Raw genomic sequence first — 21,939 nt, 5'->3', positions numbered from 1 at the left:
TTACAAGCTCCTTGCTCAGTCCGGGCCGACGGTTTCCGAGAGGAACCAGGTGCGGCGCTCGGTTTGGTCGATCCAGTTTTCGATCAGGCTGGCCGTGGCGACATCGTTGTTTTCATCGCAGACGGCGTGGACGGCCCGCAGCGCTTGGGTTAGCTGCTGGTTGTCGCGAGACAATTCGGCCAGCATCTCGTCGGGGGCGACGAATTCGTCGTCGTTGTCTTTCAATCGCTGATGGCGAGCGATGTCGCCGATCGAGCGCAGACTGGTACCACCGATCTTGCGAGCCCGCTCGGCGATGTCGTCGGTCATGGCGAAAATCTGGTCGGCATGCTCGTCGAGCAGCAAGTGATAGTCGCGGAAATGGGGGCCGCTCATGTGCCAATGAAAATTCTTGGTCTTGACGTAGAGGGCAAAGACATCGGCAAGCAGCGGGCGCAGTTCGGCGGCGATCGCCGCGACGCCTTTATGAGAAAGATCGGTCGGCGTCGCCAGAGCAGGATTCACGCGTTCGGTTTTCGTTGCAGCGTGCGCGGTCGTCATGACTTGTCCTTTCGTTGTGGGGAGTGGTGGTTTACAGCGAGTGGCACACGAACGTAGGCTCGTGCCGAAACATTTCAACAGGCTGTTAGCGCCGGCCGCCACTGATATACAGCGTTTCGCCCGTGATCCAGCCGGATTCATCGGAGGCCAGATAGACGGCCGCCGGCGCGATGTCTTGCGGCTGGCCGATGCGGCCCAGCGGCGTCGTCTCTTCGAACTGCTTGCGAAATTCGCCGGTGGCCATTCCGGCGGAATGGGTCCCTTCGGTTTCGATCAAGCCGGGGTTGATGGCGTTGACGCGGATTTTCCGTGGGCCGAGCTCGGTCGCCAGCGATTTGGTGATCGCGTTTACGGCAGCTTTGGTGGCGCTATAGACCGAAAGCCCCGGCGGGGCGAGCGTTGCCACGATCGAGCTGATATTCACCACCGCGCCGCCGCCGGTTCCAAAATGCTTGACGGCTTCTTGCGTCGCCAGAATCAGGCCGAGCACGTTGAGATTGAACTGTTTGTGGAAATGCTCGGGCGTGATGGATTCCAGCGGCATCGGCTCGTAGATCCCCGCATTGTTGACGAGAATATCGAGCTTGCCAAAGGCGCGCTTTGCCTCGGCGAAAAGGCGGCGAATATCCTCGGCATTTGCAACGTCGGCTTGCACGGCAACGGCCCGGCCATCGCTGCGGGCGATGCGTTCGACAACGGCGTCGGCCCCGGCCTTGCTGCTGGCGTAGTTTACGACGACCGCCGCGCCTTCCGCCGCCAAATGCTCGGCAATCGCCGCTCCGATTCCTTTGGAAGCGCCGGTGACGACGGCAACTTTATTCTTCAAGCGATTCATGGGATTGTCCTCCTGGAGAATTGACATTTTCATTTCACAACTGTATTGCGACGGGGCGGCAATCGCCGTTATGCGGAAAGAAACGAGATCAATTCCTCGTTGATCTGGTCCTTCAATGTCGTGCACATGCCGTGCGGTGCGCCGGGGACGACCTTGAGCTTCGCTCCTTTCACAAGTTTCGACGACAGCATCGCCGAAGCGCCGATCGGCACAATCTGGTCGTCGTCGCCATGCAAAATCAGCGTGGGGATGTCGAACCGTTTGAGATCTTCCGTCAGATCGGTTTCCGAAAATGCCTTGATGCAAAAATACGAAGCAGGGAATCCGGCCATCATCCCCTGCAACCAGAATGAATCGCGCACACCCTCGGAAATCTTCGCGCCCGGCCGATTGTAGCCGTAGAATGGCATGCTCAAATCCTTCCAGAATTTCGAGCGATCGGCGACCACGGCGCTGCGAATCTGATCGAAGGCATCGATCGGCAAGCCGCCGGGATTGGCGGCGGTTTTCAGCATCAGCGGCGGCACGGCGCCGATCAGCACCGCCTTGGCGACGCGACGCGTCCCATGCCGGCCGATATAGCGAGCCACTTCGCCCCCTCCCGTCGAATGGCCGACGTGAATCGCCGACTTCAGGTCGAGCGATTCGACCAGGGCGGCCAAATCGTCGGCATACGTGTCCATGTCGTTGCCGTCCCAAGGTTGGCTCGATCGGCCGTGGCCGCGACGGTCGTGAGCGATGCAGCGGTATCCGCGGGCGGCGAGATAAAACATCTGGTCTTCGAACGCGTCGGCGCTCAGCGGCCAGCCGTGGCTGAAAACCACCGGCTGCCCGGATCCCCAATCCTTGTAATAAATCTGCGTGCCGTCTTTGGTCGTGATCCTGGCCATGGGCTTTTCTTCCTTGTGTGAATGGCTAGAGATGGTTACCCACACGGTCGAACGCGCAAGCCGCCTCCTTGCGTTTCTACGATTTCGCGCTAATTGCTAGGGGCCTGCCGCCCCATGCGCCAAGGCGCTCAGGCCGGCGCTCAACGCTTTGAGCGTGCCGTCGCGGCCGTGGATAGGGTGCAGTTCGGCGAGCGACTCCGACTGCCGATAGGTCAGCCACGCTTTGCCGTCGGCGTCTTCCCAGACCAGAATTCGTAGCGGCAGATCGAGGCCGATGGTTTGCTCGTCTTGCATCAGCGGCGTGCCGGCGGCGGGGTTGCCGAAAATCAACACGCGGGTCGGTCGTAGCAGCAGCCCCACTTGCCGGGCCCCCGCGGCGTGGTCGATATCGGCGAACAACTGGATGCCCTTTTGGCTCAACAGCGACTTCAGCCGCTCGACCGTGCGAGAAGCATCGTGAGCGCTGGCGAGCGTCACCAAATCGGCGATGGCAGAATCGATCGCATCCATCGTGGCCTCCGTTTCTACCGTGAAAGGCATAGCCATGGGCGAAAGGCCGATTCCGCCTGGCGAGGTTGCGAGAAGCGTTCGCCAATCGGCTCTCACTGCATTGTTGAGCGTGGCAGGTGGACATGGCAACTGGTAGGATTGCAAAAAATAAATTTTATTCCTGTTAGGCCGCGTTGCGGCAAAGCGAAGAACCGGTCGCAATTTCGCTCGAATGAACCTTGCCGCAAATAGTTCGACCGTTCCTCCGGCCGGCCCGGCGCCGCTGGCCACCAGCTACGACGAAGTTCCCTATCCGCGGCTGGCGTTCTCCTACACCCACCCGTCGCATTTGGCGACCATTGGGCGATTGCTCGGCTTGCGGCCGGCCCCGGTCGATCGCTGCCGAGTGTTGGAGCTCGGCTGCGCGGGAGGAAGCAATCTTGTGCCGATGGCCTACGGGCTGCCCGGCAGCATGTTCGTCGGGATCGATCTTGCGGAGCGGCAAATCGCCGATGGCCGGACGTTTGTAGCCGATCTTGGCCTGAAGAATGTCGTTCTTGAGCAAATGGATATCTGCGCGGCCGCGGAAACGCTGGCCCGGCGGTTCGAACCGTTCGACTACATCATTGCCCATGGAATCTATTCCTGGGTTTCTGATGCGGTGAAAGACGCTCTGCTGGCTGCCTGCCGCCGGTTGCTCGCTCCGCAGGGAATCGCCTACGTCAGTTACAACTGCTATCCGGGCGGCTACCTGCGCGAAATAACCCGGCAAATGTGTCTCTACCATTCCCGCGGCGAATCGGATCCGCGGGCGTTCGCGGCCAAGAATCGCGCCTTCTTGGAGTCGCTGTTGAAAATGCTACCGGCGGGCGACGATCCCTATCGCGCCACCGTCCGCGAGCAAGCGGCCAATCTGCTCGCCGAGCGCGATTCGATCATGCTCCACGACGTATTGGAGCGCGACAACGATTCGCAGTTGCTGCACGAATTTCTGGCCGATGCGGCCTCTCATCGGCTGCAATATTTGGGCGACGCCCATTTCAGCAATATGCTCGGAATCGGGATCGACTCGGCCGGGCTCGAGCAACTCCGTCGGCATGGCGGCGTCGTCGACTTTCAGCAGCAACTCGATTTTCTCTACGGCCGCGGCTTGGCGACGACATTGTTGTGCCGCGACGAACTTACGGTGGAACATCGTCTCGTGCCCGAGGCGGTGCGCGATTTATGGATCGCCTCGTCGGCAGTCGCGGTCTCGTCCGATGGCGACAATGGATGGACAGCATGTCGGATCGACGCGCTCAAGCTCGAAGATGCTTCGCCGATCACGTTTCGCACCGATGAATGCCGGATTTCGATTGCCCACCGTGTCGGTAAAGCGGCAATGCTGGAGCTTTGCGCGGCGCAGCCAAAGCCGTTGCGGTTCGACGAATTTGCTGAGCGAGTCGAGCGGCGGCTTTCGTTGGCGCCGCCGCCGCCGCGGGCGAATGCGGTCCCTCCTGCGGCAAATAATCCGTCGCTGGCCGAGCAGCTTGCTCGGATGGTAATTCGCTGGTTCGGAATCCACCTTGTCGAACTATCCGCGTTCGCGCCACCGCTGGCGACGGAGATCGCCGCGCAGCCTGTCGCCAGCGCCGTAGCCCGCTATCAAGTCGCGAAGGGATGGAGCATCTCGGAAATGGCGCCGAGCGAGACGAGCCTGCCGAGCGCCGCAATGGGCGACAAAGTGGCTCACCAAGTCACCAATTTGTTTCACCGCCGCATCAATTTCGGCGGGGAATTGGTCGCTCGGGTGCTTCTTGAACTCGACGGGCGGCACGACCTCGCCGCAATTGTCGACTCGCTGGCGGCGAAAGTGCTGAGCGGCGAAGTGATGCTGCAGTCGGCGGGCCCGCATGTAACCGATGCGGCGGAGGTTCGCAGGATATTATCCCGCCGCGTCGAAGACTGTATTGCCGATTTGGCTCGCAGTGCACTGCTGATTAGACCGGAATCCGAATTCGCCCGGCACGAATTGTGCTCGGCTCGGTCTTAAAAAAAGCCGATCCACTGGGGAGAAAGGCAAATGCCCAATGTGCTCGCTTCAAGCCGGCGATTTTACCGGGCCTATGTTCGGGGACTGTCGTACGCCGGTGACCTGCTTCTGTGCGTGGTTCGCGTGTATTGGGGATCGCACCTCGCCATCTCGGGCTGGAACAAGTTCGTGAATCTCGGCCAAACGGTGGCGTATTTCGAAAGCTTGGGAGTTTTTTGGCCGAAGTTCAACACGATTTTATCGGGCAGCGCGGAATTGGTCTGCGGAGCGCTATTGGTGATCGGCTTGGCTTCGCGAGTCGCCGCAGTGCCGCTGGTGATCAACATGCTGGTCGCTTATATCGCCAGCAGCGGTGACGCGGTCCGCCATTTGTTCACCAATGCCAACGAATTCATCACCGCGCCCGAGTTCACATATCTTGCGGCTTGCTTGCTCGTTCTAATGTTCGGGCCCGGCATGATTTCGATGGACGGACTGTTCGGCATTTTTCTTGGCGGCATTCCGGCCGAAGAGCCGTCGGCTCGGACCGCGCCCGGCAAGGCGCTTGGCGGAGCGAGATCCTCGGCTTCGAATGACGGTGGGCAAGTTGTCGAACCGGCCACGCACCAGCGGCGTGAATTTGCAAAGCTGAGCGCGGCGGCATTCGTGGGCCTGTTGGCCGGCATCCTCGTGAATCGCGCTCGACAGCCGGCGCCGAACGGCGAGAAGCCGGCCGTCGCCGTCGGACCGCCGCCGTCGACAGCGCCGCCGTCGACAACGCCATCGCCGTCAACGCGATCGCCGTCAGCGCCCTCGACACCGGCAGCTCCGCCGGAACCGTCCGCGGCAAAAGCCGGCTCAGCCACGAGCAATTCGAGCACGGCCGAAAGCGATCTCGCCGAAAAAAATCCGCCGCCGCCGGGCACCGATATCAATCTCCTGTTGACCAGCGCGAGCCACGTCTGCCGCGGGCTGAACACCTGCAAAGGCAAAGACAAAAACCATAATAATTCCTGCGCCGGCCGCGGCTCGTGTGCCATCGCGGAGAGCCATGTTTGCAATGGCCTCAACGACTGCAAGGGGCAAGGGGGCTGCGCCAAGACAGCGGGTATCAACGAGTGCAAAGGCAAAGGGGCATGCGCGGTGCCGCTCAAGGAAGCCACCTGGAAACTTGCCCGAGCCCGCTTCGAGCAACTTGCAAAATCCAAAGGCCTCGCCGTCGGCCCCGCTCCGGCAAAAGGCTAGGGGCTTGGCAATCCCACTCGACGCACTCGCGTTTTTTCGGCCCAGCAAGCCTCGATTGCCCGAGGCGACGGACGACATTATAATCAGCCACTCGAATACGGTGGCTATAGCTCAACTGGTTAGAGCACCAGATTGTGGATCTGGGGGTTACGAGTTCAAGTCTCGTTAGCCACCCTTGCGAAACAAAGGCCGTCGGGCGCGAATTCCCGCCGGCCTATTTCTCTGCGCCCCCGGCGGCTAGGGGCCGAAAACCTTTCCGCCTCAACTTCGGCCCGGCTGCCAGCGCGTGGCGGCGGCGGCGCCAGCCGCCGCCCATAAGGCTCGGCCGAAAAATAACTTCCGCTTTTCGAACCCTCACCCTGCCCGCTCCCGCAAGGGAAGAGAAGTCTGTGGAGAAGTTGTTTTTCGGCCGAGCTTAAGCGATGCGACCGCAACCGATGAATCGACTCATTGGCAAGCCATCATCCGGTTGCGACGCGACGCACTATTAGCCATATCGGCCCGGCCCCTGGCACGCTGGTTTCCACAATTCGGTGGTCAGCTATACTTTGGCGGGCGGCACCGTTACGATAGGTCATAACGATGCGATCGGGAATGGAGCGTTCATGGCGGCACAGCGACCATCTTTGCTCCGACTGCGGCATTTGCCGACAGCCCCGCCGCGGTTCCGGAGCCCTTCACCCTTCCCGTTGGCCTCTTTGGCGTGCATTTGATTGATTGTCGCCACGCGTCGGCAAGCCGATCGATTCGTCAAGCGTTTTCAATTATTTTCAGAGCGAGAAAATGAGTCGCGTGTTCCGCCAAAATTGCTCCGGTCGCCAGTCTTTGCGCCGGGGTTTCACGCTCGTCGAACTTCTCGTGGTCATCACGATCATCGCGATCCTTGTTTCGTTGCTCCTTCCGGCGGTCACTTCCGCTCGCGAAACGGGCCATCGAATCCAGTGCGCCAGCAATTGCAAACAGATCGGCTTGGCGCTATTGGCGTATCACACGGCGTTCGGCATTTTTCCGCCAAGTTCCGTGTGGCGAAACAACGGCAACCTCGATTCCTCGCAGCTCGACAGTCAAGCGGGCAACACGCCGAATCGTTGGGAAAATTGGGCGATCATCATTCTCCCGCAATTGGATAATGCGGCCCTGCGGCAGACGTTTGTCACCAATTCGGCGGGCGTCATCATCCAACCGATCGGCGGCACGGCGACCGGCACCGGCCCAGCGGGAAATGCCCAAAGCGATCCGCTCGCTCGCGGCACGACGCTGTCGTTCATGCTCTGCCCGTCGGACCCCTACAACCGCAGTCCGTTTGTCGGTTCGAGCGACGGCCTGACGAATCAGATGGGAGACGGCTGGGCGCGCGGCAATTATGCTGTCAACGGCGGCTTGGGCTTCTTGGACTATACCGGCGAGACGGCCGACGCCGGGGCCAATCCGAGCAATTGGCGTGGTCCCCTCGTCTGCGGTGTCATGGGAGCGAACATGTCGCTGCGCGTCGACGACATCAAAGACGGAGCAAGCAACACGATCATGTTAGGCGAGATCCGCGCCGGGCTCACCTCGTTCGATTGCCGCGGCGTTTGGGCCATGAGCGGCGCCTGCCCCAGTTCGCTTTGGGCCGACGGCTATATCGGCGACGACAATGGCCCGAACTGCACACAGCAATGGGCTGACGACGTCGACGCTTGCACCGACATCGAATCGGCGATGGGAAGCCAAAGCCAGTTGATCGTTCTGAACATGGCTTGTTCCACCGGTAATTGGCCCAATTGGCAGCAAACCGCCCGCAGCCTGCATCCCGGAGGCGTAAACGTGACCTTTTGCGACGGGAGCGTACACTTCATCGTCGACAACGTCGAAAAGGGCACCAGCTCATCCAGCCTCGGCGTTTGGGACAAGTTGAGTCTATCCAACGACGGTTTTGCGATCGACAGCAACTCGTATTAGGTTGCTTGGGCGTTTGGGGCAGGGGAATTCGTGGCTAGCCGTTGGCGGCTCGGACCCGAGCCACGAGGCCCGAGCCACATCTGCTCGCGCTTCTCGCGAACACCAAGCGGAAGCGTCAGCGAGGGAGGCCCGCGGTGCGGAGCCTATCTTGCGAGCGGCCCTCGCTCATCGCCCGATCGCCGCCTCATAGCTCGATCTTCGAGAACAAATAGCTTCCGGCCACGATCAGGCAGGCCACCACGACCGCCAGCACGATCAGATCCGTAGCCGCGCCGAAGTGGACCGCTCCCGTCAACGAACCCCGCAGTCCGTCCACGCCGTACGACAGCGGATCGATCGTCGCCAACAGATTCAACATCTTCGGCAAGTTGGTGAGTGGAAACAGTGCGCCGGAGAGAAAGAAGATCGGCATCACCAAAAAGTTCATCACCAATTGGAAGCCTTGAAAATCGGTCATCACCGAGGCGATCGCCGTTCCGAGTGCCGTAAATAGCACCGCAATCAGCGCCATGAACAGTGCCGCTAGCGGCAAGCCACTCGGGTCGGAAATGTGCAACCCCGCGATCAAGCACACGACCACGACGATCAGCCCTTGAATTACGGCAGTCGTCGCGCCGCCGAGGACCCGGCCGGTCATGATCAATAGCCGCGGCACCGGCGCGACCAGCGTCTCTTTCAGGAAGCCGAACTGCCGGTCCCAGATCAGTTCGATGCCCGAGAAAACGGCCGTGAAAAGGATTGTCATGGCGATTACGCCCGGGGCGAGAAATTGGATGTAATTCCCCTGGCCGGCTTTCTGAAAGATGGGGCCCATGCCGAAACCCAAGGCCAGCAGAAACAGAACCGGTTGGCCGAGCGACGCGACCATGCGGGCCCGGGAACGCACGTAGCGCTTGATCTGCCGAAGCCATAGAGCATAAACGACATTCATTTCAGGCTACCGTCTCCACAACTTGGCCATGGTGCGCATCTGGTCGAGCGAGCCGGCGTCTTCGTCGCGAATCGACGAGCCGGTGAGGGCTAAAAATGCTTGTTCGAGCGTTTCCGCTCCGGTCTGCTGCTTCAACTCCGCCGGCGTGCCCTGCGCGATGATTCGCCCGTGGTCGATGATGGCGATGCGATGCGCGACGCGTTCGGCTTCTTCCATGTAGTGCGTCGTCAAGAATACGGTCACGCGTTCCTCGTCGTTCAGCGTGCGCACATGGTTCCAAAGCTGGTTGCGGGTTTGCGGATCGAGGCCCAGCGTCGGCTCGTCGAGGAACAGGATTTTGGGCGTGTGCAGCAAGCCGCGGGCGATCTCGAGGCGGCGGCGCATGCCGCCGGAAAACCGCTTCACGAAATCGTCGCGCCGATTCCACAACTCGAAAAGCGTCAGCAGTTTTTCGATTCGCTGCTTGCGGATCGCTTTCGGAACGCGGTAGAGCATGCCGTGCATGTCCATGTTTTCATAGGCCGTCAGCTCGACGTCGAGCGTGGGGTCTTGAAAGACGATGCCGAATCGCTTCCGGACTTCGGTTTGCTCGAGGGCGGGGTCGAGCCCGTCGATTTCGACTCGGCCGCGCGTCGGCTTGAGCAGGGTCGTGAGCATCTTGATCGTCGTGGTCTTGCCCGCGCCGTTGGGGCCCAAGAAGGCGAAAATCTCCGCTTGCTCGACAGCGAACGAAATATCCCGCACCGCAACGAAATCGCCAAACGTCTTGACCAGGTTTTGCGCGCGAATCATCGGTGTTTCTGAATAATCAACGGTCAATGTGAAAAGCCAGTTGAACGATTTCGACGCGAGCGTATCTGCGTGTGCCACTGGCTCCGCCCATTGGTCTTATCGCAGTGTGCAAGCACTCCAGCCAGTGTGCCACTGGCCAGCGAAGTCGGCCAGTGTGAGCGCCGCTAGACTCCGCCATCCCTCTCCAATCGCCGCCGTCGGCCAAACGCATTCGCGTCAGCTTTTGCAGGGCCTTAATCACAAGCCGCCGGCCGGCACTGGCCGACTGCGCTGACCAGTGCCACACTCGCAGAGCCAGTGCCACACTCGCAGAGCCAGCGGCACGCAAGCAATCGCCCGACGGCAATACTGCAAAGGGCTGCTAAATCATCCCTCCAGGTCCAACCAACCGTCCGGCGGGCCGGCCGACCAGCACGGCACACATCCCGCCGCGCTGGGCGACGTTCACGACTTGTTTTTGCGAAGCCCGGCCGATAATCGCAAGGCCATAATGCGTTGGGGCGAAACCCATCACGACATAAAACGGTTCGATCCGCACCTCGCCGTCGCTGGCGACGACCGGAAATTCGCAAACCGGCAACAGCGCCATCCGCTGCACCACCCAGGCTGCCGGATCGCGAACCGCCGCTTCGACGGCCCGCTCCCATTCGGCCTGATCCATCAGATGCCCGAGCAGCACCCGATCGCCGCCATACGAACGATTCGGCTTGAGAACGAGCACCTCGCGATCTTCGCGCACGAACTCGAGCAGGTCGCCGAGCTTGCCGTCGGGCAAGGTTGTCTTGCGGTCGTAGAGGAGCCGAGTCCAAAGAATGTGGCGCCGAAAAACTTGCCGTTCTTCCGCGTTGAAATATCGGCCCGTGAGACGCGGATCGGTCAGAATCTCCCAGGCGCTTTTGTGGTCGAAGTCGCCGGCCATCGACGAAACGATCCGATTCTCCCGAAACAGCAGCCGCATCGCATCGATATTCACCCCTTCGTCGCGCTCCAATGCGATCAAATCGCGGACTTCATAGTCGCGGTAGGCGATGTCGATCGGGCTATCCTCGTACCACACCGCTCCGTCGCGGACATCGAGCTCCGCCGGGTCGGCGTGCAAGACGTTCAGACCATGGCGGCGGAGGTAGTATTCGGCCAGCGGGGTTTGTTCGTCGGTGCCGATGGCCGAGTATTTCGCTTCGATGAAACAAACGTGCTGCCCTTTGCGTCCGAGCGATTCGAGATGATCGAGCAGTTCTTGAATGAACAACTCTCGCAAGTCGGAGCCGAGCTCGAGCTGCAATTGCGGATTCTGCCGCTGCAACATGGGCAACACCAAGTCGGCGATCAGTTGCTCGGCAATGGGGCTCATGTGAATGCCGCCGACGCCGCATAGATTGGGCTCGATCAGCCGCAACGAGTCTTTCCACATCGGACTGGTGAGGTCGATCACACCGTCGAGCCGGCCGATGACCGGATTGCTGTCGCGCTGGCTCGGCCCCCAGGTGTCGCGGAGCCACTGCTCCTCCGGCTCGCTCAACGGCACGATGCGGCGGATTTCCGGATCGTCCAAATAGAGTTCCGGCAGACGCTTGAGCGCGTTGAGAACCGTGAGATTCACGTAGTGCAGATAGGCCCTCTGCTCGGGCATCACCCCCAGGGGACGAATCAGCACGCGCACGAGTTCCTCGCCCCCATCCCGCTGATAGATGAGGTGCCGCAGCCGCGATTCCTCCGCGGTGCGGCGGATCAAATCGACGATCGCTTTCGCCGGCAGCGCATGGACAGCCCTGCGCAGTTGGCTATCCAAGCTCAAACCGCTGAGCCCAAGTTCTTCGGCGGGAGACAGCAGATGAACCTCAGCGGCAAAAAGGCTGGCGCGGTCAAAGTCGTGCTGTGAAATGCGGGCATTCTCGCAGCCTGCATTTGCCGACACAAGAGCGCCGCCGCCGCTCACGGCAATCCTCGATGCCGAGACCGCCGCGCCGTAAGCCCGCTGAAGGCGGGCTAATGAGGCTCATATCACGCGCGCGTTCCCCGGCATAAATGCGGGGCTAGGGAAAAACCGAGGCAGAGAATCGTCGCGCGATTCAAAGAATCCAAGCGTTTGAACCACAGAGAACACCGAAAACAGCGGAAAGCATCCGCATGCATGAGCAAAACCCCCAGGCACATCCCGGCTCAATCGTTCAAGTGCTTCTGCACGAAGTCCCAGGCCGATTCATCGTGGAATTCGTGGCCCCCCGTGAAGATCAGATAGTGAAACCGGTCGGCGAGGCCGAGCTTTTCGTAATAGGCTCGCGAATTCGGCGCGAGCAGCTTGCCCGGCTCGCGATGGTCGGGATCGTCTTTGTTGCCGGCCTGGATTTCAAGCGCCCGGGGGCAAATCAGGGCAACGATCTCCGAATCGCGGAACAGTGTAAAACGATCGCTGAACCTGAAATCGCTCGGCACCGAGAGTTCGTCGCGCTCGTAGCGCCCCTCCTGCACGCCGTAATAGCAGCTCGACACGGCGACTTTGATCCGCCTGTCGATCGCCGGAGCGACCAGTGCGTAGTAGCCGCCATACGACAGCCCGACCATCGCGACCCGCTGCGGATCCACCTCGGGCCGCTTGAGAATGACATCCAGGCTGCGCGTGATCTTGGCGATTTCGACGGCCGTCAGACTGGTGCCGACCAGCCGCATCCGCTCGTCGATCCGATTGCGAATATCCTTGGGAAAACCGTCGGCCGAGAAGAGATGTTGCGGCGCAAAAACGACATAGCCGTGTTTCGCCGCGCCGCGCACCATGTCGTGATAATTCGCCCCGCCATGAAAGAGCGCCACTTCCGGCGATCCGCCGCCGCCATGCATCGCGATCACCAGCGGTGCCGGGCCGGCAAGCTGCTTGGGCACGATGTAAATCCCTTCGGCATGGACGCCGGGCAGGATCGCAATTTTCGCTCGATAATAGTTCGCCATGCTGTCGTCGCCGATCTTGTCGAACGTCGGCGATTCCGACGGCGCCGCTCCGGGGGGCGGATAACCGATGCTCCGGCAAAAGGCCCTGCGCAGCGGCTCGGCCGATTTCTCGAAGGCCCGCGGCGACGAATAGTCGGGCTTGAACAGTGCGTCGAGCCGGCTCTTGTCGCGCTTCAGCGCGAGAATATATCCATCCAATTCTTTCGCCTGCTCGGCCCGCAACGGATTCGATGCCGCCACATCGTCTTCGAAATACTTCGGCGCCGCCGCGGAGATCGCCGCCGGAGCCGCGGCCTTGTCCTGGGCCCAAGCCGCCACTCCGAACCCGCAGCAATGCAAGATGAGTGCGACCGAAAGGGCAATCGAGCGTGAGGCCATCGTGGTGTGTTCCTTATCGCGGATAGTTCGCCGAAACTGGGCATGACGTGCCAACCCCGATTCAACCACACGACGCCGAATTATTCAAATGACGACGAGATATGCCGGCTCTCTCACCGGCGGGCAAAACGGGTCGAAGCTCGCCGCCCCATCGACGATCGCCAGGGAGTTCGTTGGTTCGACGTACTCCCTCTGCGACGATTCGACAAATCGTTGACAGCCCGCGTTCCCATGTGTCAAATATGTTCATCGGGTGGGGTTTATTTGTCATGCGAGGTTTTCATGCGTCTTGGCTCTGGCGGACGAGCTGCGCCGCCGCGCGGCTTTACCTTGGTCGAACTGCTCGTCGTTATCGCCATCATCGCGATTTTGGTGTCGATCCTTTTGCCGGCCGTGAATCAGGCTCGAGAATCGGCCCATAACGTGCAATGCAAAAGCAATATCAAGCAATTGGGCTTGGCGTTGCAGTCCTACCACTCGGCGTTTGGCATGTTTCCGCCGAGCTCGGTGTGGAGAACCCAAAGCGGGAGCACCTGGACGCTGAATCTTTCCGGCGTGGAAGGAGGCCAATCGGGCAATGTCTCGACGCTGTTTGAAAACTGGGTCATCCTGATTCTCCCACAATTGGATCAGGCCGCCCTACGGCAAACCTTCGTCACCGACGCCTCCGGCAATATCAACCAGCCGATCAGCAGCAGCGCCACAGGCACCGGGCCGGGCGGCAATGCCCAAAGCAACGTGGTCGCGCGGGGCACGAGCCTGTCGTTCATGCTCTGCCCGTCGGACTCTTACAATCGCACGCCATTCATGGGCTCTACCAGCCCGAGCGGCTCGACGAACAATCTCGGCGACGGCTGGGCACGCGGCAACTACGGGGCCAACGCCAGCCTGGGCTACATGGGCACCGGCGGCACCAGCGGCGTCGGCCCCGGATGGTCGAACAACCAGCTCCAAGGCGTCATGGGCGCGAATGCTTCGCTGCGGCTCGACGACATCAAAGACGGCGCCAGCAATACGATCTTGCTCGGCGAACTTCGTGCCGGTTTAACTTCGTACGATTGCCGCGGCATCTGGGCGATGAGCGGCGCTTGCCCGAGCGCGCTGTGGTGCCATGGATATGTCCAGGACGACAACGGACCGAATTGCACCCAGATCTGGGCAGACGATAGCGTCGGTTGCAGCGACGTGGCCAACGCGCTGGGGGGCTCGTCGGAACTGAGCTTGCTGGGAATGCCTTGCTACACTGGCAACAACGGCAACGTGCAACAGACGGCCCGCAGCTTGCATGCCGGCGGTGTAAATGTTTGTTTTTGCGACGGCAGCGTGCACTTTATCATCGACAACGTCGAAAAGGGAACCGGTTCCTCCAGCCTTGGCGTGTGGGATAAGCTGAACCTATCCAACGACGGCTTCGTGATCGATCAAAGCCAATACTGAACCGAGCAAACAACAAGGGGGCGATCATGGTCGCAAAACTGCTACGCACGAACGACGATTGCGTATTGGTGGCGGCCCGGCTTGTGCTCGGAATCGTTTTCTTCATCCATGGTTCACAGAAAGTGCTCGGCTGGTTCGGCGGCCATACGTTCAATGAAACAATGGCAGTGTTCACCGATACGATGCACATCCCGGCGCCGCTGGCCTTTCTGGCCATTGCCGCGGAATTCGGCGGCGGAATCGCGCTGGTGCTCGGTTTGCTGGGCCGAGTGGCAGCCCTGGGAATAATCTGCGTCATGGTTGTGGCCATCGTGAAGGTCCACTTCCAGAACGGCTTCTTCATGAACTGGGGCAATGTTCCGGGCAAACCCGAAGGCTACGAATACCACCTGCTCGCCATCGCCCTGGCGCTGGTGATCTTGGTCAAAGGCTCCGGCGCGCTTTCGATCGACCGTCTGCTAACGCCCTCCCGGGCCCTGCCCCCGCCGTCGAAATAACGGCAAGCGTGGTAACCACAGAGTCACCGAGCACACAGAGTAGGGTGGGAAGCGTCCGAATGGGCGAGCGACGCCGTCCGGCGCCGGGTGAAGCGTCTCGCCCTCGACTCGGCTTTGTCTTCTCGGTGTTCTCTGTGGCTTGGTGGTTGGAAAAAATGCAGGCGGGTGAGACGAATAAAACACCCTATTTCGCAGACACTACGCTAGCGTAGCGCGATGCTCGCTTCCTCGTCCTCAAGCCTGCAGCCTCAAGCCTGCAGCCTAATACTGCGATCCGACTTGGATCCACGAATCCCATACGTTCACCTGATCGAACGTTTGGTTGCCGATTTGGATCGTGTTGATCGAGTTGCGGAAACCGCTGCGAACGAATTCGCCTTGCGGCGGCGTATAGAATGGGCCGCCGAGAACCAAATAGCGCCCCGCCCCGATCCGCACCACCGGCTGCTGCGCTTGCGTGTAGTACGACGGCTGAAAGATCCAGCTATCGCCGCGCGCCGGCGATGCGGCGAGAAAAGCCAGGGCGACGGCAACCGCGCCGCCGCGGAAAATCGATTTTCGTAGAAGAGATTTCATCGCTGCTAACCTGTGGTGCCGATTCACGGATGAGATGATTTGAGGAGACGAATTGACGTCACGTATATCGCAAATGGCCGTTATTTCTTCTCAGGATGTTCGACCATCAATTCGCCCTTCGCCGGGTCGTAGAGATAGCGTTCGCCGGCCGGAAGCTCGGGAAGCTTGATGTCCCATTCCTTGATGATTTGTTCGTCGAATTCCGCCTGCGAATTCGGATTCCGATTTTTTGTCAATTTGAACATTTGCATCGCCTTCGGCAGTTGGATGTTGAACACGATCATCTGCTTCGCGGCGAAATATGCGCTAACCGGCGTCGTTACCATGCCGGCGCCATAGTCTTTGCCTTGGGCCCCGACGCCAACGGCCGCCGGCCGCAAATCCGCGTGTTGTTTGTCGGGCTTGATATTGCGGTGAACGCCGATCTCGACGACGTCGGAAACGACGTGAACGATGCCCGGGGGGACGAGATCCTCGATTTTCATTTGAAACGTCGGATTGCGTCCGCCGAGGCCCAGATCGCCTTCGAACGTTCCTTTCGACGGAAGCCCTTTGCCGACGAAGTTCTTCTCGCGCCGAATGACTCCGTGGAAGGTTTCGTCTGGATTCGTGACGACGACGACGTAGACATGTTTTGGATCGGGCTGACCGGAGGTGAAATCGTAGTCGACCTTGAAGTGAACCCGGCCGGCATCGACCCGCGCCACCGAAGCATTGGAGAGCGCGACGTGAACCGCTCCGCCTGCGTGCGGAGAATTCTTCGCGGCAGCAGGGCCCGCGCCGGCCTTATCCGCGAGTGGCAAGCTTCGCACGGCCGCGCTCGGCGCCAGATCGCGAATCACGTAGCCGGCGTTGAGAGCGGAAATCGGATGTCCCGGGTCTTGCTCGGAGTCTCCTTCGAGCATTTGCGCTGCGTATTCACCGGCGTTGCCGCCGAGCGCGAGGTCGTCGATGAGGTAGCCGCCGTCTGGGAACATCACCGACCCCGGAAACTTGGCGGTCGCTTGTCCGCCGTGTGCGTTGGCGCCCTCCTCATGGACGACGACCGTGTACCACTTCTTCGGATCGAGTTGGCCGCTCTTGAAGTCATATCCGACTCGGAAGCGGAGCTTGTTTGCATCGATCCGCCAGAATTCCCCGCCGACGTCGACGCGTGTCGGACCCGAGGACGACGGCGTTCGGCCAACCGTTGGACCAATGCGGGGTCCGTTCAGCGCCGACGCGCCATCGTCCCGAATGACCGGCGCCATTAGGCCGTCGGAAATCGCGTAGGCCTTGGCTTCCCCTTTCGCTGCCCGGTGGACGCATATTTTGAGTGACGGTGCTTTACCATCCCATGCAAAGTTTCCCTGGAGCGTTCCGCTTCGCTGAAGCGATCTTCCTGGCAGCTCCATTAGGACCGGATATTTTGGTTGCTCCCCGGGCACCGTGTCCTCGATAAGAACCGCGTACGAATCTGCTGCGATCGGCCCGCCCCGGTCGAACGCATAGTTGAATTCGAAGTGAAATTTGCCGGCGTCAACCTGCCTGATGATTGCATCGGTGACCTGCACATGGGGCGGCCCGGCGTCGGAATTATTCAGCGGCGGGACCGCGGCGGTTGCGTTGTTCTGCCCGGGAGGCGGATTTCCGTCCAAGCCGACTTCGAGGACATTCGACGCCAAGCGGCCGTCGCTGTTGGCACGGTCACCCTCCAATACGAGGATCATGGCACCGCTGATGTCCCCCGGGATTCCGACGGTGCCAGCGAACGTCCCTCGCGGAAGTAGAGACCTTCCCGCGGCTGGGGCAAGATGCGATGTTTCTTGCCGGTTGGCGGGCAGGCCGTGCAGGGTCACCGTGTAGAACTTCGTGGGGGACGCTTGGCCCTGCACGAATTCGTAGGCAATTTGGTAGCGGTAAGCACCCGGCGACGCCCTCGACACTTTCGCGTCGGAAAGTTTGATAATCGCTTGGCCGTGCGACGCCGGGTTTTGGCCCGCCGTGGGTGCCGCAAGGGGTTGGCCATTGTCGGAAAAATCGAACGGCTGTTTTCCGTTGTCGGCAGAACTCGGCGCCGCAATCTCGATCTTCGGCAGCGGGGCGGGGGCGAGCGGGGGCGGGCTCAGCTTTAGATCGCGATCTTCCGGCGCTGGGGGCATCGGCTGCAGCGCCGCCGTCTGAGCCTGGGCGGCGGCCGCGTTGCTCCCCTTCACCTCGCCGCAACCGCTCATCACAAGCAGGCCGAGTGACACGGCCAGAAGTGCGAATGTTCGAGTCATCGTCAGGGTGGGGGGTCAGGGGATACGGCTAGGTGTTAGAAATCGGATTTAATCTCGCAGTCTAAGGAGGCCCAGTTCCAGCGCTCCATTTCGGAGATTGTGTTCCGCTGTGTCAGGTCGTAGTTGAGCGGAGTGACGGTGATGTAGCCCTGCTCGAGGGCCGTGATGTCGGTCTCTTCTTTGCCGCGAGGGGGCATCGGTTCGTTGGTGGCCCAAAAATACTCCCGGCCGCGCGGATCGATCCGTTTTTCGAACTTTTCGCCGTAGCGATAAACGCCCATCGGCACGACTTTCACGCCCTTCGGCTTGTTGATCGCGCTGGTCGGAATATTGACGTTGTAGAGCCGCGGTTGCGGGCCCTTCGCGGCCAAAATTTGCCGGATCACCCGCAAAGCCAACTCGGCGGCCCGGTCGAACTCGGCCTGCTCGTCGAATTCCAAGGAAATCGCGATGCTCGTGATTCCGAAAAACGCCCCTTCGATCGCCGCCGCCACGGTGCCCGAATAAAGCACGTTGATTCCCGCGTTCAAACCGCCATTCATGCCGCTGACGACCAGATCGGGCCGTCGCGGGCAAAACTCGAACACGCCGATCTTCACACTATCGGCCGGGCTGCCGTCGACCGCCCAACCCCGTCGCCGCGGACCGTCGAACACCTCTTTGGCCGTCAGCGGCCGGAGATAAGTAATCGAATGAGCCACGCCGCTTTGCTCGGTCGCCGGAGCGACGACAGCCACCTCTCCCAGCTTTAGCAGGGCTCGCTCCATCGCGGCCAAACCGGGGGCGTATATGCCGTCGTCGTTGGTCAGCAGAATCTGCATAGGCCACCGCTGCTCGAACGAGGTTTCCTCCGTGAACGCCAGCCTCCACTATAATCATCTCACCCAAGAGGGGCAACGCGGCGGATGGGCCATTCGGCGAACTGCGCAGCGGAAATACCGAGACGAAATCCGATTTTTCCGGCGGTCATGTTCCGCCGCTAGCCTCGTCCCATGGCGAAAAAATCGCCGCAACGAAGCGTTCGCCAGTTGCGAAAGCCGCCATGCGCGATACAACATTATCCATGCTGGGCAGCGGAAAGGGCTCGCCTCCCATCGGTCTATCTCGTGCCCCAGCGAGACAGGCCGTGCCAGGCAGGACGGCGAGCAACGCCGCCACTCACGACAGCCAGCATAGCGACCCGCCCTGATCGCGCACATGCCTGCCACACAACTGCTTTCGCCCAAAAAAAGTCACGGCGATCTGGGGTGCCATCAATGATCAGCGACGACTTACGTAGCGACAGTCTCCGCACCGAAAAGCCGCGCCGCGACAAAGCTCGCGACGACCAAAAGCCGGCCGACAACACCCCCGGCGACGGCCTGCTGCATCGCGATGTGCGGCTGCTTGGCGATATGCTCGGCCGAGTGCTCAACGATCTGGCGGGCGCTCCGGCCTTCGAGTTGGTCGAGCAGATTCGCCGCCTCTCGCTCGAGCGCCGCGGCGGCTCGGCTCAAGCGGAAGAAGAACTGGCTGCGAAAATCGCGGCGATCGACGGGGCCTCTGCCCGAGTGGTGGCTCGAGCGTTCAGCATTTTCTTCGATCTAACCAATATCGCCGAAGACCGGCAGCGCGTGCGCGTGTTGCGATCGCGCGAGCAGCAGCGCGATCCGGCCCCGCTCTCCGAATCGCTCGGGGCGGCCATCGCCCAACTCAAAGCGGAAAACTATTCGGCCGAGATGGTGCAACACGCGCTCGATGCCCTGGCGATCGAGCTGGTGTTCACCGCGCATCCCAGCGAAGCCAAGCGGCGGTCGATTCGGGCCAAGCTCCGCCGCATGCGCCACGTGCTCCAAGAATACGATCGCAGCGACCTGCTCCCGCGCGAGAGGCGAGCGCTCGACCTCAGCCTGTTGGGCGAGCTGACGGCGATGTGGCAAACCGAATTCTTGCGGCCCCAGCGCCCGACCGTGTTGGAAGAAGTCGAGCGCGGGCTGTCGATCATGCCCCGGCTGTGGGATGTCGTGCCGCAAGTCTATCAAGCCATGCGCCGGGCACTGGCCGAACATTATCCGCAGCATGCGTTTCGCGTGCCGATTTTTCTGCGGTTCGGCTCTTGGATGGGCGGCGATCGCGACGGCAATCCGCATGTCACCGCGTCGGTCACCGCGCAGACGCTTTGCCGCTTGCGAAATGCCGCGATCGAACATCATCTGGCTACGGCCAAGCGAATGTACGACTATCTGACCGTTTCGACGGCGATCACGCCGGCCGCCGCGGCGCTCTCGCACCGCATCGCCGCGGCCGTCGAGCGCTGGCCCGACCTCGAGCAAGAGTTGGCCGGCGTCGCGCCGAGGGAAATATTGCGACGCTGGGTCAAAGTGATGGAATGGCGGCTCGAGCGATCGCGGGCCGTGGGGGCCATCGAGCCGGTTCGCCCGGGCAATTATCAAGATGCCGAAGAATTCACGGCCGACGTCGAAGCGCTGGCCGAACAATTTACCGCGGGCGGCGGGCGCTTGGGGCGCGACAACGAGGCCCAGCGCTGGCTCGACTTGGCAATGGCGTTCGGCCTGCACCTCACACGGCTCGATATTCGCCAAGATTCGCGGCGCTATTTGGAAGTGATCGCGGAATTGCTCCGTGCCGCGGGCGTGGAAAACGATTTCGCAGCGCTCGACGAGCGGCAGCGCGCCGAAGTGTTGCAGCGGTCGATGGGCGCGCCTTTAACCGTGCCGCTCGATTCCCTTTCGCCGCTGGCTCAAGACACCTTGGAGTTGTATCGAGTGCTGCATCGGGCGCTGGCGCAGTTCGGCGCCGATTGCCTGGGAACCAACGTCATCAGCCTCACGCAATCGGACGGCGACGTTCTTAGCGTACTCTGGCTCTGGCGGTGGGCTCAGGCCGACGCCAGGCGTCGGAACGAACCCGCCGCCGCGAGCGAGCTGCGCATCTCGCCGCTGTTCGAAAAGATCGGCGATCTCGAACGAGCGCCGCAAACGCTGGCCGCGATCCTTGCTTCGCCGGTCTACGCCGAACATCTGGCCCGGCAAGGAAATCGCCAGATCATCATGGTCGGCTATTCCGACAGCACGAAAGACGGCGGCTACCTCGCCGCCTGCTGGGGGCTATTTTTGGCGCAGAGCGGGTTGCACCGAGTGGCCAGCGAACATGGCGTGCGTGTCACGTTTTTCCACGGCCGCGGCGGCTCGCTTGGCCGCGGCGGCGGCCCGGCGGCCCGCGGCATCCTTTCGTTGCCCGGCGAAGCCCTCGACGGCACGCTGCGGCTGACCGAGCAAGGCGAAGTGCTCGCCGAGCGCTACGACGATGTGCAGATCGCCTACCGGCATCTCGAGCAGGTGACCTGGGCAACACTCGTCGGATCGACCGTGCATCGCTGCGATCCCGAGCCGGCGTGGATGGACTTGATCGAGGGGCTTGCCAACCGTTCGCTGGCGGCCTATCGCGAATTGGTCGATCAGCCGGGCTTCATGGAATATTTCGTCGCCACGACGCCGATCGAGGAAATCGAAGATCTGCCCATCGGCTCGCGGCCCTCGCGCCGCCGCGGCGAACGCACGCTCGGCGATCTGCGGGCGATCCCCTGGGTTTTCTCCTGGACCCAGAATCGCTGCATCATTCCGGCGTGGTATGGCCTGGGCGCGGCGCTCGGCGATCTGCAATCGCGCGATCCGCTAGCGTGGCAAATCGTCAAGCAGATGTATCGCGGCTGGCCGTTCTTTCAAGCTACGATCGACAACGCCGCCCTGGCGCTCGTGAAGGCCGACATGTACGTCGCCGGCCGTTATGCCGATCTGATCGAATCCGACGAAGTTCGCCGGGCCTGCTGGTCGCGGGTGTCGGCGGAGTACGACCGAACGCGGCAAGCGGTGCTCGATCTGGTCGGCGGCGAGGATCTTTTGGTGTCGGCCCCGTGGCTGCAACGCTCGATCGAAGCCCGCAATCCGTATGTCGATCCGTTGAATCTGATCCAAATCGAATTCATCCGCCGCCGCCGCACCAAGCCGCTCGAAGAACTCGAACCCCTCGAAGCCGCGAAACTACGCACGCTGCTGCGCCTAACCGTCCAAGGAATCGCCGCCGGAATGCGCACCACAGGTTAGGCCCTTCATGGCGGGCGCGCGGCGCGGGGATGTCTAGCCCTTCGACCGGCAGACTGTCCCGACGATGAGT

General features: G+C 61.3%; 17 protein-coding genes and 1 tRNA gene. 7 read left to right on the top strand and 11 right to left on the bottom strand.

The genetic code is table 11. The features are described from left to right. Positions 1 to 15 precede the first annotated feature (15 nt). From VHX65_12735 to VHX65_12720, 4 genes are all read right to left on the bottom strand, one after another. The gene (locus tag VHX65_12735; GenBank protein ID HEX3999409.1) at positions 16 to 540 is read right to left on the bottom strand and encodes a DNA starvation/stationary phase protection protein; all 525 of its coding nucleotides are present in this window, start codon (positions 538 to 540) and stop codon (positions 16 to 18) included. An 85-nt stretch (positions 541 to 625) separates the two neighbouring features. Next, positions 626 to 1,375, bottom strand: a complete 750-nt coding sequence (locus VHX65_12730; protein ID HEX3999408.1) for a glucose 1-dehydrogenase — start codon at positions 1,373 to 1,375, stop codon at positions 626 to 628. A gap of 68 nt (positions 1,376 to 1,443) precedes the next feature. Then, positions 1,444 to 2,265 (bottom strand): alpha/beta hydrolase, encoded by an 822-nt coding sequence (locus VHX65_12725; GenBank protein ID HEX3999407.1) that lies wholly within the window; start codon positions 2,263 to 2,265, stop codon positions 1,444 to 1,446. 96 nt (positions 2,266 to 2,361) lie between these two features. After that, positions 2,362 to 2,775: a DUF302 domain-containing protein gene (locus VHX65_12720; GenBank protein HEX3999406.1), complete on the bottom strand. Its 414-nt coding sequence runs from the start codon at positions 2,773 to 2,775 to the stop codon at positions 2,362 to 2,364. 211 nt (positions 2,776 to 2,986) lie between these two features. Between VHX65_12720 and VHX65_12715 the strand changes: the two genes are divergently transcribed. The 4 genes from VHX65_12715 to VHX65_12700 all read left to right on the top strand — a co-directional run bounded on the left by VHX65_12715 (position 2,987) and on the right by VHX65_12700 (position 7,951). Continuing rightward, the gene (locus tag VHX65_12715) at positions 2,987 to 4,786 is read left to right on the top strand and encodes a class I SAM-dependent methyltransferase (GenBank protein ID HEX3999405.1); all 1,800 of its coding nucleotides are present in this window, start codon (positions 2,987 to 2,989) and stop codon (positions 4,784 to 4,786) included. A gap of 30 nt (positions 4,787 to 4,816) precedes the next feature. After that, positions 4,817 to 6,010, top strand: a complete 1,194-nt coding sequence (locus VHX65_12710) for a DoxX family protein (GenBank protein HEX3999404.1) — start codon at positions 4,817 to 4,819, stop codon at positions 6,008 to 6,010. Positions 6,011 to 6,110: 100 nt separating this feature from the next. Further along, positions 6,111 to 6,184 (top strand) — tRNA-His (locus VHX65_12705). Between the two features lie 609 nt (positions 6,185 to 6,793). Continuing rightward, a complete protein-coding gene (locus VHX65_12700; GenBank protein ID HEX3999403.1) occupies positions 6,794 to 7,951 on the top strand; it encodes a DUF1559 domain-containing protein in 1,158 nt (385 codons plus the stop codon). A gap of 184 nt (positions 7,952 to 8,135) precedes the next feature. Here VHX65_12700 and VHX65_12695 read toward each other — a convergent pair whose 3' ends face one another. From VHX65_12695 to VHX65_12680, 4 genes are all read right to left on the bottom strand, one after another. After that, entirely contained in the window at positions 8,136 to 8,882 is a 747-nt protein-coding gene (locus VHX65_12695) for an ABC transporter permease (GenBank protein ID HEX3999402.1), read from the bottom strand. Between the two features lie 6 nt (positions 8,883 to 8,888). Continuing rightward, positions 8,889 to 9,674, bottom strand: a complete 786-nt coding sequence (locus tag VHX65_12690) for an ATP-binding cassette domain-containing protein (protein ID HEX3999401.1) — start codon at positions 9,672 to 9,674, stop codon at positions 8,889 to 8,891. A 361-nt stretch (positions 9,675 to 10,035) separates the two neighbouring features. Next, positions 10,036 to 11,589: a hypothetical protein gene (locus VHX65_12685; protein HEX3999400.1), complete on the bottom strand. Its 1,554-nt coding sequence runs from the start codon at positions 11,587 to 11,589 to the stop codon at positions 10,036 to 10,038. Between the two features lie 245 nt (positions 11,590 to 11,834). Next, complete coding sequence (locus VHX65_12680) at positions 11,835 to 12,995, bottom strand: dienelactone hydrolase family protein (protein HEX3999399.1); 1,161 nt, start codon at positions 12,993 to 12,995, stop codon at positions 11,835 to 11,837. A 282-nt stretch (positions 12,996 to 13,277) separates the two neighbouring features. On the opposite strand from VHX65_12680, the gene VHX65_12675 reads away from it, so the two are divergent. Further along, positions 13,278 to 14,432: a DUF1559 domain-containing protein gene (locus VHX65_12675; protein ID HEX3999398.1), complete on the top strand. Its 1,155-nt coding sequence runs from the start codon at positions 13,278 to 13,280 to the stop codon at positions 14,430 to 14,432. Positions 14,433 to 14,458: 26 nt separating this feature from the next. After that, entirely contained in the window at positions 14,459 to 14,929 is a 471-nt protein-coding gene (locus VHX65_12670) for a DoxX family protein (protein HEX3999397.1), read from the top strand. 261 nt (positions 14,930 to 15,190) lie between these two features. On the opposite strand, the gene VHX65_12665 is transcribed toward VHX65_12670, so the two are convergent. The 3 genes from VHX65_12665 to surE form a co-directional block, all read right to left on the bottom strand. Beyond that, positions 15,191 to 15,505, bottom strand: a complete 315-nt coding sequence (locus VHX65_12665; GenBank protein ID HEX3999396.1) for a hypothetical protein — start codon at positions 15,503 to 15,505, stop codon at positions 15,191 to 15,193. A gap of 80 nt (positions 15,506 to 15,585) precedes the next feature. Beyond that, on the bottom strand, positions 15,586 to 17,766 hold the full coding sequence (locus tag VHX65_12660; GenBank protein ID HEX3999395.1) for a hypothetical protein: 2,181 nt from the start codon (positions 17,764 to 17,766) through the stop codon (positions 15,586 to 15,588). A 35-nt stretch (positions 17,767 to 17,801) separates the two neighbouring features. Then, entirely contained in the window at positions 17,802 to 18,587 is a 786-nt protein-coding gene (surE, locus tag VHX65_12655) for a 5'/3'-nucleotidase SurE (protein ID HEX3999394.1), read from the bottom strand. A gap of 435 nt (positions 18,588 to 19,022) precedes the next feature. Between surE and ppc the strand changes: the two genes are divergently transcribed. Beyond that, on the top strand, positions 19,023 to 21,869 hold the full coding sequence (gene ppc, locus VHX65_12650; GenBank protein HEX3999393.1) for a phosphoenolpyruvate carboxylase: 2,847 nt from the start codon (positions 19,023 to 19,025) through the stop codon (positions 21,867 to 21,869). Positions 21,870 to 21,939: the final 70 nt, after the last annotated feature.

The organism is Pirellulales bacterium (assembly GCA_036267355.1).
Taxonomy (GTDB): Bacteria; Planctomycetota; Planctomycetia; order Pirellulales; family DATAWG01; genus DATAWG01.
Note: the sequence above shows the minus strand (reverse complement) of the source record. Positions and strands in the feature narration are given on the sequence as shown.